This window comes from Telluria sp. ZT3P25 (assembly GCF_059685895.1).
This window is the reverse complement of the sequence record NZ_JCASIJ010000002.1, coordinates 378,373-390,724: the sequence shown is the minus strand read 5'-3', so window position 1 is coordinate 390,724 and position 12,352 is coordinate 378,373. Positions and strand designations below refer to the sequence as shown.

At 63.0% G+C, this 12,352-nt stretch carries 10 protein-coding genes; 3 read left to right on the top strand and 7 right to left on the bottom strand.

Going from position 1 to position 12,352, the window contains the following annotated elements:
- Positions 1-24: 24 nt before the first annotated feature.
- The 5 genes from AC56LY_RS20285 to AC56LY_RS20265 all read right to left on the bottom strand — a co-directional run bounded on the left by AC56LY_RS20285 (position 25) and on the right by AC56LY_RS20265 (position 5,513).
- Positions 25-1,623, bottom strand: a complete 1,599-nt coding sequence (locus AC56LY_RS20285; protein WP_499582634.1) for a hypothetical protein — start codon at positions 1,621-1,623, stop codon at positions 25-27.
- Between the two features lie 2 nt (positions 1,624-1,625).
- Positions 1,626-1,997 carry a GtrA family protein gene (locus AC56LY_RS20280; RefSeq protein WP_499582632.1) on the bottom strand — a complete coding sequence of 124 codons (372 nt, stop codon included), beginning with the start codon at positions 1,995-1,997 and terminating at the stop codon, positions 1,626-1,628.
- Entirely contained in the window at positions 1,994-3,025 is a 1,032-nt protein-coding gene (locus AC56LY_RS20275; RefSeq protein WP_499582630.1) for a glycosyltransferase, read from the bottom strand. Before AC56LY_RS20275 ends, AC56LY_RS20280 begins: the two co-directional genes overlap by 4 nt.
- A 134-nt stretch (positions 3,026-3,159) precedes the next feature.
- Complete coding sequence (locus AC56LY_RS20270; protein WP_499582628.1) at positions 3,160-4,149, bottom strand: NAD-dependent epimerase/dehydratase family protein; 990 nt, start codon at positions 4,147-4,149, stop codon at positions 3,160-3,162.
- Complete coding sequence (locus tag AC56LY_RS20265) at positions 4,149-5,513, bottom strand: UDP-glucose dehydrogenase family protein (RefSeq protein WP_499582626.1); 1,365 nt, start codon at positions 5,511-5,513, stop codon at positions 4,149-4,151. The genes AC56LY_RS20270 and AC56LY_RS20265 overlap by 1 nt, the downstream gene beginning before the upstream one ends.
- Before the next feature lie 280 nt (positions 5,514-5,793).
- Between AC56LY_RS20265 and AC56LY_RS20260 the strand changes: the two genes are divergently transcribed.
- From AC56LY_RS20260 to AC56LY_RS20250, 3 genes are read left to right on the top strand one after another with little or no spacing between them, the layout of a single operon-like run.
- Positions 5,794-6,978, top strand: a complete 1,185-nt coding sequence (locus AC56LY_RS20260; RefSeq protein WP_499582624.1) for a glycosyltransferase family 4 protein — start codon at positions 5,794-5,796, stop codon at positions 6,976-6,978.
- Positions 6,975-8,132, top strand: a complete 1,158-nt coding sequence (locus tag AC56LY_RS20255; RefSeq protein WP_499582623.1) for a glycosyltransferase family 4 protein — start codon at positions 6,975-6,977, stop codon at positions 8,130-8,132. Before AC56LY_RS20260 ends, AC56LY_RS20255 begins: the two co-directional genes overlap by 4 nt.
- Positions 8,125-9,468: a putative O-glycosylation ligase, exosortase A system-associated gene (locus tag AC56LY_RS20250; RefSeq protein WP_499582621.1), complete on the top strand. Its 1,344-nt coding sequence runs from the start codon at positions 8,125-8,127 to the stop codon at positions 9,466-9,468. The genes AC56LY_RS20255 and AC56LY_RS20250 overlap by 8 nt, the downstream gene beginning before the upstream one ends.
- Before the next feature lie 25 nt (positions 9,469-9,493).
- On the opposite strand, the gene AC56LY_RS20245 is transcribed toward AC56LY_RS20250, so the two are convergent.
- Both AC56LY_RS20245 and AC56LY_RS20240 read right to left on the bottom strand, forming a co-directional pair.
- A complete protein-coding gene (locus AC56LY_RS20245; protein ID WP_499582619.1) occupies positions 9,494-10,741 on the bottom strand; it encodes a pyridoxal-dependent decarboxylase, exosortase A system-associated in 1,248 nt (415 codons plus the stop codon).
- A 36-nt stretch (positions 10,742-10,777) separates the two neighbouring features.
- Positions 10,778-12,337, bottom strand: a complete 1,560-nt coding sequence (locus tag AC56LY_RS20240; RefSeq protein ID WP_499582617.1) for an acyl-CoA ligase (AMP-forming), exosortase A system-associated — start codon at positions 12,335-12,337, stop codon at positions 10,778-10,780.
- Between the last annotated feature and the right edge of the window lie 15 nt (positions 12,338-12,352).

The following is a 12,352-nucleotide window of genomic DNA, read 5'->3' as shown; positions in this document are numbered from 1 at the left end:
ACGGCCTGCCCCTTTGTCATGGCGTCAATCGGGTTTGACGTTCCGGTTTGCGAACGAATCGCGCAGGAATGGATTCTCGAAGCGCGCCTGACCTTGCGCCGCTGCATCCAGCTGCGACACTGCCAGCTCGCTGGTGATCAGCGTCGATGCGGTCACAGCCATTGGCTGAGCGAACTCGACGCCATTGTCATAGCTGCGACGATCGATCACCCACACACGGCGGGCGCCGCTGGCACAAGCGACAGCATCGGAGCCGACGCAATAGCGGATGCCACCGGCATCGACAAAGGCCTTTTCGGGAACCAGCGATAACGCCTTGCTACGCTCGGCACCCAGCTTGGCCAGCAGATTGCGCCACTGCGGATTATCGGGAGGCCGGATTGCCAGGGGCAAGCCCCAGTCGGCACCTTCGGCATAGAACATCACACCCCAATACACGCTCAAATGCGGCGCGATCACCAGGTCGCCCGGCAAGGCGCGTTGCTTGACATAGGCAGCGGCGGCCTGATAACTCTCTTGCGGGACGAAATTGCCGGCCCAGGGCATCGTCACGCACGCGAGCGCAGCCGTGAACACCATGGCCAGCGCAGACACCATGCGCTGACGCTGTTGCAGCACGTGCGCGATGCCAGCGCCAGCGCCCAGCGCCAGGAAGGGCATCAGGTTGGCAGAAAATACCGGCGGCTTGAAGATGGGCTTGCCAAGAAAACCGATGATATACACCGCCAGCAGGACACCAACCGGCACCACCAGCACGGTGACGCGCCAACGCTTGCTCTGCATGCCAAGGAACACCAGGGTTGCAAACACCACCACGCCGGCCCAGGTCAGCATCTCCAGGTAATCGCCACCCGCGCCAGCGACAGTCTGGCCAAAAATCATGATGAAGCTGTCCCAGGAACTCGGGGGCAATGGCTCGGTGCCACGCATCAGGGCGCTCAAGGGCAGGGGCAGCATCGCAACCCCTGCAAGGCATTGCAAGATGATCCAGTTCCTGGCGACCTTCCCTGGTGTCGTTTTGACGTGCTCGATTGCGATTGCAAGCACGACGAACGCGACAAAAATGAATTCGATGGCGTGCACATAGGCTGCGCACAATTCAAGCAATACCAGTGCCGCAGCGCGCCAGCCTGACGGCTGCTGCAAGAAGCGCACGTTCACGTACCACACGCCCATGATCAGTGCGGGTACCAGCCCGTACATGCGCAGGTTGCCGGCGCCCCAGGCCGTGGTCGGCAACAACAGGAAAATTGCCGTGGCCCACAGCGCCGCGGTCGCCCCGCTCGTCGAGCGCGCGACCAGGTACAGCACCAGTGCCGATACCATCGTCAATGCCAGCGAGCTCGCCAGGGCCCAGGTGCCGCTGTCGGGCGAAAACAGCATCCAGCCTTTCAGGACCAGGAAATAGACGAACGGATGAATATCGTTACGCAGGATCTCCATGAAGAAACTGGGCAACGGCTGGAACGTATGGGTCAGCGCAATCAGCTCGTCTTCCCATAGCGAACTGCGCAGCGAAAAGTAATGAATGAGCGCAATCAGGCCGATGAGGGCAGCCAGCAATGGCAGACCCTGGTGGAGCAGCCGGTTTCGGGCGATATTGCTGGAGGGGAGTGGTGTCATGCTTATTTTCGGGAGTCGATTCGGAATGCGAATTTGCGATAGCCGACATAACTCGCGCATGCCTGCAGCACGGAGGCGATGGCGATGGCCAGCGGCGGCGGGCAGTGTTTCCAGACCAGCAGGGAATAGATCGCATAGTTGACAGCCGCAGCCGCCAGCGCTGTCAACGCATAGCGCATTGCTTCGCCCGCCGATTTGTCTTCCTTGACGCCAAACGTGAACGTGCGGTTGGCGAGCCAGGTGACGAGCGTGGCAATGGCAATGGCGGGAGGACGTGCGTAGAACGGCGAGACGCCGCTCCAGATCAGGAACGTTGTACAGCCGAGGTCAACGACAAAGCCGAGCCCCCCAACCAGAATGAAGCGCAGGATCACTCGCCGTCCTGCCCGTTCCTGAAACGAGGCACCAGCAGATATTGAATTCGCTTTTGCTCGAGGCGGCCACGCGCGACGCTGTCGAGAATCAGTCCGCACATCAGCGAAATACCGGCAAGCAGCATCAGACCAGTCGCCAGAATCGCAGTCGGGAAACGCGGCACCGTACCGGTTTCAAGATACGTCTCGAACAGCGGTATGCCAAATGCGATGGAGATGAGCATGAGCACGAGTGCGATCGTGCCATAGAACTGCACTGGCCGGACTTCTTTCAGCAACAGCATGAATGTCAGCAGGATGCGGATACCGTCACGAATCGTGTTCAGCTTGCTGGTACTGCCCTCCTGGCGGGCGCCATAAGCGGTCGGCATTTCCACGATCGGCATGCGCAGTTGTGAGGCATGCACCGACATCTCGGTCTCGATCTCAAAGCCTGCCGATACGGCCGGAAAGGTTTTCACGAAGCGGCGCGAAAACACCCGGTAGCCCGAAAAGATATCGGTAAACAGGCGGCCAAACAGGCGGCGGTACAAACCATTGAACAGCCGGTTACCGAAACCATGCCCGGCGCGGTGTGCGTTCTCATAGACGTTTTCCCGCGTCCCAACCACCATGTCGAGCTGTTCGTCGATCAGGCGCGCGATCATCGCTGGCGCGCGGTCGGCATCGTAGGTGCCGTCACCGTCGGCCATCAAATAAATGTCGGCATCGATATCGGCAAACATGCGTCGCACGACGTTACCTTTGCCAGGCCAGGGTTCGTGACGCACGATCGCGCCCGCGGCGCGCGCTTCACTGGCGGTATTATCGCTTGAGCGATTATCATAAACATACACCCGCGCACTGGGCACCACCTGCTGGAACTTGGCGACCACAGCGCGAATTGCCAGACCTTCGTTATAGCAAGGCAGCACGATTGCGATCTGAAGACCGTTGAAAACGTTCTGATTGGCGATCGACGGGGTTGAGATCGAAGAGTCGCCATGGACAAACTCGTTGCCGATCAGTTCGGGTTCTGCGGTGTTCATGATTCCCTGTTTTGCTGAAGGATGAAATTAAAGTACTTTCCCACGCACAATAGCGCAGTATCTTTTCGATTTTATTTCAGGAATCATGCTTGCGCCAGCTTTCGCATCCGACTGTTGGTGCGATTCCAATGCCACTACGTTCGCACCGGCGCCCAGTCGCGGTACCAGGCCCAGAAGTTGGCCAGGCCCGTGGCCAGCGGCGTGGTGGGTGCAAAGTCGACCCAGGCCTTGAGCTTGGCGATCGACGCATGCGTGGCCGGCACGTCGCCCGGCTGCATCGGCAAAAATTCCTTGCGCGCTTCGATGCCCATCACGGACTCGAGCGTGCGGATGAATTCGAGCACCTGCACCGGATTGTGGTTGCCGATGTTGAACACCGTATGCGGCGCGCTCGTGGCCGTGGCCGGTGTCGGCTTGAACAGCAGGCGCACCACCCCTTCGACGATGTCGTCGATATAGGTGAAGTCGCGCGTGAGCAAGCCTTCGGCGAACACGGGAATCGTGGCGCCGCGCATCATTTTCTCGGCAAAGCTGAAATACGCCATGTCGGGCCGGCCCCATGGACCGTACACCGTGAAGAAGCGCAGGCCGGTAGCCGGCAACTTGAACAGGTGGCTGTACGAGTGCGCCATCAATTCGTTGGACTTCTTGGTGGCGGCGTACAGCGACACGGGCGCATCGACCTGGTCATCTTCACTGAACGGGACCTTGGCATTGTTGCCGTACACGCTGCTGCTGCTGGCGTACAACAAGTGCTCGATCGCTCCCTGGCGGCAGGCTTCGAGGATATTCCCAAAGCCCACCAGATTCGACTGGATATACACGGACGGATTGTCGATCGAGTAGCGCACACCGGCTTGCGCCGCCAGGTGCACCACCAGCTGCGGCCGCTCACGCTCGAACAGCGCGGCGACCTGCGTTGCATCGCTCAGTTCGACCGTGTGGCAGACGACGCCGGCAGGTGCGAGCAGCGCGCGCACCCGGTCATGCTTGAGGCGCGGATCGTAATAGTCGTTGAAGTTATCGCAGCCGACGACCTGATGGCCCATGGCCGCCAGGCGCGCGGCCACGAAGCTGCCGACGAAGCCGGCAGCGCCCGTAACGAGGATCCGCTGGGCTGGCATCAGGCGGCCGTCCGGCTGACGCGGCCAATCCCTTCGTAGGCCAGGCCGGCAGCAGCAACGACCGCTGGATCATAGATGTTACGGCCATCGAAGATCGCCTTGTCGCGCAGGATGGTGGCCAGGCCAGCGAAGTCCGGTGCACGGAATTCTTTCCATTCGGTGACCAGGACCAGCGCATCGGCGCCTTCGGTCGCCGCGGCGGCCGAGCTGACGATCGTCAGCATGCCTTCGACGCGCGCAGCGCCGTGCTCGCGTTCCAGGACGCGCAGCGCTTCACTGCTGGCGACCGGATCGTAGGCGCGCACGTGGCAGCCGGCATCGAACAGTTCCTTGAGCAGCACCAGGCTTGGCGCTTCACGCATATCGTCGGTGTTCGGCTTGAACGACAGGCCCCACACGGCGATCGTCTTGCCCTTGAGGCCTTCGACGCCGCCGTAGAAGCGCGTGAGCTTCTTGAACAGTACGTTTTTCTGGTTGTCATTGACCAGTTCGGTCGCTTCCAGGATATGCAGCACCTGGCCATGATCGCCACCGGTCTTGACCAGCGCCTTGACGTCTTTCGGGAAGCACGAACCGCCGTAGCCCATGCCGGCGTACAGGAACTGCGAACCGATGCGTGGATCGAGGCCCATGCCGTGGCGCACGGCTTCGATGTCGGCGCCCAGCACTTCGGCCAGGTTGGCCAGCTCGTTCATGAAGCTGATGCGGGTGGCCAGCATGGCGTTGGCGGCGTACTTGGTCAGCTCGGCGCTGCGCACGTCCATCTCGACCAGCTTTTCGTGGTTGCGGCTGAATGGTGCGTACAGCTGGCGCATCAGCTTGGTTGCGACGGTGTCGTCGCTGCCGACGACGATGCGGTCAGGCCGCATGAAGTCGTCGATGGCTGCGCCTTCTTTCAGGAATTCGGGATTGCTCACCACCGAGAACGACAGCGTGCTGCCGCGCTTGTCGAGTTCGCCCTGGATGGCGGCGCGCACTTTATCGGCGGTACCGACCGGGACAGTCGACTTGTCGACCACGACCACTGGCTTGTCGATGCGCTGACCGATCGAACGGGCGGCGGCCAGAATGTGGGTCAGGTCGGCGCTGCCATCTTCGTCAGGCGGCGTGCCCACTGCCAGGAACACGCAATCCGCGTGCGCGACGGCTTCGTCGTAGCTGGTCGAAAACAGCAGGCGACCTGCCTTGGCGTTACGCTCGACCATGTTGTCGAGGCCAGGCTCGTGAATCGGAATGACACCGTTCTTGAGCATTGCAATTTTTTCTTCGTTGACGTCGAGACACAGTACAGTGTTGCCGACATCGGCGAAGCAAGCGCCTGAAACGAGCCCGACGTAGCCGGTGCCAATGATGGTGATCTTCATGATTTATATTGGGGAACTAGGTAACTGAAAAATAGAACCGGGCAGAGCAGCACGGCGAACCAGGCTATTTTTCCACAGATTGAAAAATAATTGCCACACGTAACAAATGCGTACAAAACTTGAATTATAGTATCATGGTTGTCAAAAATTTATGCGTTTGCTCGCCAATTGTGCTGCCCTCAGGCAAAATTTTTCGCATAATCACGACATTGCAGTTCAACACTTCCACTCCCGGATCCACGCATCCGGCGGTGCACCGATCAGCACCCGGCACGACACGATGAAGTTACTCACCTTTAGCACCCTGTATCCCAATTCACAGCAACCGAACCACGGTATCTTCGTGGAAACCCGATTGCGCTACCTGATTGCCAGCGGGCAGGTCGAGTCACGTGTCGTGGCGCCAGTGCCATGGTTTCCCCTCAAGGGGGAGCGCTTCGGCCATTATGGCACTCTGGCCAAGGTGCCGCGACGCGAAACACGCAACGGTATCGACGTCACGCACCCGCGCTACCTGGTGCTGCCGCGCGTGGGCATGAACGTCACGCCCTACACACTGGCGCATGCGGCAAAAAAAGAGATCGGCCGCATCCTCGACAGCGGTTACGACTTCGACGCCATCGACGCGCACTATTTCTATCCGGATGGCGTGGCGGCCGTGATGCTCGGCAAATACTTTAACAAACCGGTGGTGATCACTGCGCGCGGCACCGACATCAACCTGATCCCCCAGTTCGCGCGGCCGCGCCAGCTGATCCTGGACGCAGCGCGCGACGCCGACGGCATCATCACCGTGTGCAAGGCGCTCAAGGACGAGATGGTCGGGCTGGGTGTGTCGCCTGACAACATCACGCCGCTGCGCAATGGCGTCGATCTGGAGCGCTTTGCGCCCATCGACCGCGCCGCCGCGCGCGCTGCCGTCGGGCTGGTGCCGGGTCGGTTCACGCTGCTGTCGGTCGGCCTGCTCGATCCGCGCAAGGCGCACGACCTGATCATCCGCGCCCTGCCCCAGCTGCCGGACGTCGATCTCCTGATCGCCGGCATCGGCCCTGAAAAAAACAACCTGGAGCGCCTGGCGCGTGAATTGAACGTGCAGGACCGCGTCAAACTGCTGGGCAGCGTGCCGCAGACCGAACTGAAAACCTATTACAACGCCGCCGACACCCTGGTGCTGGCGTCGAGCCGCGAAGGCTGGGCCAACGTGCTGCTCGAAAGCATGGCGTGCGGCACCCCGGTGGTGGCCAGCAATGTCTGGGGTACGCCCGAAGTGGTGGCGGCGCCTGCCGCCGGCGTTTTGATGCCACAGCGCACCCCCGAAGGCCTCGTCGCGGCGCTGAGCGCGTTACGCGCCAACTACCCGGCGCACAGCGCCACCCGCCGCTACGCCGAAGACTTCGGCTGGCAACCGACTACCCAGGGCCAGATCGACCTGTTCCACTCCATCTTGGCGAGAAAAGCCGCGTGAAAATCCTTTATCACCACCGTACCCGTTCCAAGGACGGCCAGTACGTCCACATCGAAGAAATGATCCGCGCGCTGCGCGCCGAAGGTCATGAGGTCGTGATCGTGGCGCCACCGAGCGCCGAAACCGAATCGTTCGGTGCGGATGCCGGTCCGGTCGCCTGGCTCAAGCGCCATGTGCCCAAGACCTTCTACGAACTGATGGAGCTGTCGTATTCGCTGGTCGCTTACCGCCGTCTGGCCAAGGCGGTCAAGCAGCACCGTCCCGATGTGCTGTATGAACGCTACAACCTGTTCCTGCCATCGGGCATCTGGCTGGCGCGCAAGTACAAGCTGCCGATGCTGCTCGAAGTGAACGCCCCCATTCTGGAAGAGCGCACCCGCTACGACGGCCTGGCGCTGACCAAACTGGGCCGCTGGTCGCAGGCCTATGCCTGGCGCAACGCCGACATGGTGCTGCCGGTCACCCACGTGCTGGGCGAGATCGTGCAAGCCTACGGCGTGCCACCTGAGCGCATCGACGTGATCCCGAACGGTATCGACCCCGAACGCTTCGCCGGTGCGCCGGACGTGGAGCAGGCCAAGCGCGCGCTGGGCCTGCAGGATGTGCTGGTGCTGGGCTTTACCGGTTTTGTCCGCGACTGGCATGGCCTGGACAAGGTGATCGATCTGATCGCGCAAGACCCGCCGGAGGCGCGTCGCCACCTGCTGATCGTGGGCGATGGCCCCGTGCGCGCCACGCTCGAACAGCAGGCGCGCGACCTGGGCATCGAGCACCGTGTGCAGTTCACCGGCATCATCGGGCGCGACGACGTGGCGCGTTACGTGGCCGCCTTCGACATTGCACTGCAACCGGCCGTGGTGAAGTATGCTTCACCATTGAAGCTGTTCGAATACCTGGCGCTGGGCAAGGCGATTGTCGGTCCGGACCAGCCGAATATCCGCGAGATCCTGCGCGCCGACCACAACGCCGTGCTGTTCGACCCGGATACCCCGGGTGGCCTGGCCGGCGCGGTCAAGCGCCTGTGCGACGACCCGCTGCTGCGCGCCCGCGTGGCGCAAGGGGCGCGCGACGCCATCGACGAGCAGCAGCTGACGTGGCGCGCCAATGCGCGCCGCGCCGTCACCCTGTTCGAAAGGTTGATCCAGCGTGCGTGACCTTATCCTGTTCCTCGCCTTCGTGGGGATCATGCCATTCATCTTCAAGCGGCCCGTCGTGGGCGCCATGGCGTACGCCGTGGTCAGCCTGATGAACCCGCACCGCCTGACCTACGGCTTTGCACAGAATTTTCCGTTTGCGCTCTATCTGGGCGTGGTGACGCTGGCCGCAGTCATGATCTCGCGCGAGCAAAAGAAGCTTCCGATGACGCCCACGGTGCTGATGATGCTGCTGTTCTTCACCTGGTACACGATCACCACGGTGTTTGCTCAGGTACCTGTTGGCGCCTGGGTCGACTGGGAACGCTTTGCCAAAACCATGTTGATGGTCTTCATCACCATCATGACCGTGCGCACGGTCGCCGACGCCAAAGTGCTGGCGCTGGTGGTGGCGCTCTCTCTGGGTTTCTGGGGCGCCAAGAGCGGCGTGTTCGTGATTTTCAGTGGTGGTGGTGAAGGCTTGCGCGGTCCGATGAGCAGCTTCATCAGCGACAACAACACGCTGGCGTTGTCCATGGTCACCATCGCCCCGCTCACTGTCTATGTGACTACCCGGGCCAGGTCGAAGTGGGTCAAGCGCGCAGCGATGGCGATGACGGCATTGACCATGCTGGCCGCGATCGGATCGTATTCGCGTGGTGCGCTGCTGGGCACCTTCGCCATGGGTTTCTTCCTGTGGATCAAATCGACGCGCAAATTCAAGACCGGCCTCGCCTTCGTGCTGATCCTGCCGCTCGTGTTCTTCATGATGCCCCCCGAATGGACGGGCCGGATGCACACGATCCAGACCTACGATGAAGACGCATCGGCAACGGGACGCATTAATTCCTGGCATTTCGCGGTCAACGTGGCCAACGAATTCGTGCTCGGTGGTGGTCCGAACGTCTTCACGCCGCATATGTTCTTGTTGTATGCGCCCGAACCGGAGCGTTACTACGATGCTCACAGCATCTACTTCCAGGTACTGGGCGAACAGGGATACATCGGACTGGCGATTTTCCTGCTCATGTTCGTGGTCACCTGGCGTTCCGGTGGGCGTCTGATCCGCTATTGCCGCGACAAAGAAGAGCTTGCATGGGCGTTGATGCTGACACGCATGTGCCAGGTCAGCATGATCGGCTACCTTACTGCCGGCGCTTTCCTGACCATGGCGTATTACGACCTGATCTACTACATCATCGCGATCCTGGTCTGCCTCGACAAGGTATTGGTGCGGGCGCCGCAGAAAGACGATGTGCCGCCGATGCGCCTTGCGTTCATCGACCGCTTCCTGACGCGCCGCAATGCAAAAAAAACGGCGCGGGCCGCCGTGACACGTCCGCGCAGCGGTGCCTGAGCCGCAGGTCAGCCTTAGACCCGCCTCAGACCAGCACTTCCAGCGCTGCCGGATGGCCGAGAAAACCGGCCGGGCTGGCGCTGGCGCCGTACGCACCCGACTGGAACACCACCACCAGATCGCCCACGCGGGCGTGGGCCAGTTCCATGCGCTCGGCCAGGATGTCGAGCGGCGTGCACAGCGGGCCAGTGGCCGATGCCGGGCCGCTGTCCGGTGCATCATTCTGCGCATTCATGCGGTTGCCGATCGCGACCGGATAATTCTTGCGGATCACCTGGCCCAGGTTGCCTGATGCCGCCAGGTGATGGTGCATGCCACCATCCAGCACCAAAAATACCTGGCCGCGCGAGACCTTGCGGTCGATCACGCGCGCCACGTACACGCCGGCTTCGCCGACCAGATAGCGGCCCATCTCCAGCGCCAGGCGCGCCTGCGGCAGTGCCCCGGCCAGGCGCGGCAACCACGCTGCCAGGTGCTCACCCATCGGCGCCGGATCGAGGCGCTGTTCGCCCGGGAAGTAGGGAATGCCCAGGCCACCGCCGATATTCAGCTGGCGCACCGCCAGCGGGCTCTCGCCAGCCAGTTGGATAGCCAGTTCGATGCTGCGCGACTGGGACTCGATGATGGCGTCCAGGCGCAGGCTTTGCGAACCGCTGTAGATGTGGAAACCTTCGAAATCGACTCCCAGCGCTGCCGCCTGGCGCAATACGTCGGGCGCCTGCTCGGCGTCGATGCCGAACGGCTTGGCACCCCCACCCATGCGCATGCCGGACGACTTGAGTTCGAATTCGGGATTGATGCGCAGCGCCACGCGCGGCGCGATGCCCAGCAGATCGCCGATGCGCGCTGCGTTGTCGAGCTCATGCTGCGACTCGATGTTCAGACAGGCGCCGGCGGCAATTGCCTGGGTCAGCTCGCCCTCGAGCTTGGCCGGGCCGGCAAAGCTGATGCGGGCCGGGTCGATCCCGGTGTTGAGTGCGATGGCCAGTTCGCTGCCCGAGGCCACGTCCAGCCCGTCGACCAGGCCCGCCATATGCTGCACCAGCGCCGGCATCGGATTGGCCTTGATCGAATAGTGCAGTGCGACCTGCGGCGGCAGAATCGCGCGCAGGCTGGCCACGCGCGCGCTGCACAGGGCGCGGTCGATCGCATAGAACGGTGTGCGGCCGACGCGCTGCGCCAGGCGCGGCAGCGCAATGCCGCCGACGTGCAGAACATCGTCGACGACCGGAAAATAGATCTGGGGAGCGTGCTGGGGCTTGGTGCCGGTCATGGGCTTGCGGTCAATACAAAGAAATTGGCGCCGGCGTTAGCCGGTCTGGAGGGAGTGTCGGAGCAGGTTGCGGTCGATCTTGCCGTTCGGGTTGCGCGGCAGTGCTTCGGTGCGCAGCACGATCTGCGCCGGCACCATGTACGCGGGCAGGCGGCGCTTGCATTCTGCCAGCAATGCGGCGCGGTCGACCAGGCCGGGATCGGCCACGGCCACCGCCACGATGGCCTGGCCCAGTGTGGCATCGTCGACGCCGAACACCGCGACTTCGCTGACCAGGCCACTGGCGTGCAGCACGCTCTCGACCTCGGTCGGGCTGATGCGGTAGCCGGAGACCTTGATCATTTCGTCGCTGCGGCCAACAAAATACAAAAAGCCTTCGGCGTCGCGGCGCACGGTGTCGCCCGACCAGACCGCCATTTCGGGCAGCGGCAATGCCGGGTCCTGGCCGGGCGCCGGGCGAAAGCGCAGCGCCGTGCGCGCCGCATCGTTCCAGTAACCCAGCGCCACCAGGGCACCACGGTGTACCAGTTCGCCCGGTTCGTCGGCGTCGCACAGCGTGCCGTCGGGCCGCACCACGAGCACCTCGGCGTTCGGGATCGCGCGTCCGATCGAGCCGGGTCGCCGGGCCACTTCGGCGGGCGGCAAATACGTCGAGCGAAACGCCTCGGTCAGGCCGTACATCAGGAAGATCGCGGTGCCGGGCAACGCCTGCTGCAAGGCCTCGACCGTCACGACCGGCATCGCGCCGCCCGAATTGGTGATAAAGCGCAGCGAGGTGTCGGCCGGCCAGGCCAGGCGCGCCAGCGCGATCCACAGCGGCGGCACGGCGGCCAGGCCGGTGATGCGGTGCTCGCGCACGGCAGCGACGATATCCTTGGGGAACAGGTAGTTCATGAGCACCACCGACGCGCCGCGCAGGAACGCGGTGGTGAGCTGACTCAGGCCATAGTCAAAACTGAGCGGCAGCACCGCGAGCAGGCGGTCCGACGCCGTCATGCCCAGGTAGTCGGCGACGCTGGCGGCGCCGGCGACCATGTTCCGGTGCGACAGCACCACGCCTTTGGGCGCGCCGGTGCTGCCCGAGGTGTACAGGATCGCGGCCATGTCGGTGTCGATGCGGCGATGCGGCAGATGCCCGGCCGGCGGCGCCTGTAATGCGTGCCATTCGAGCACGTGCAGGCCGGGCGTGCTGGTAACAGCACCATCGGTCACCAGCACCGTCTGCAAGGCGGGGCATGCCGCCATCACCGGCGCCAGCTGCGCCAGGCGCTCGGGTGTCGTCACCAGCAGGCGCACGCTGCAATCGGCCAGGATGTACGCCACCTGGTCGGGCTTGAGCAGCGGATTGACCGGCACGAACACGCAGCCGGCAGCGGACGCGCCGAACATCGCGGCCACGTTCTCAATCCGCTTTTCCATGTACACGGCCACGCGCTCGCCCGGCTGCAGGCCGCGCGCCAGCAACAAGGCGGCCACGGCCGTTACCTGGCCGGCCAGTGTGCGGTAGGTGCAGCGCAGCGCGCCGTAGACCAGGGCCTCGGCCTCGGGCGTGCGTGCTGCGCTGTCAAAGATGCTGTCGTGGATCAGGTGATTCATCGCGCTCCGGGCCCT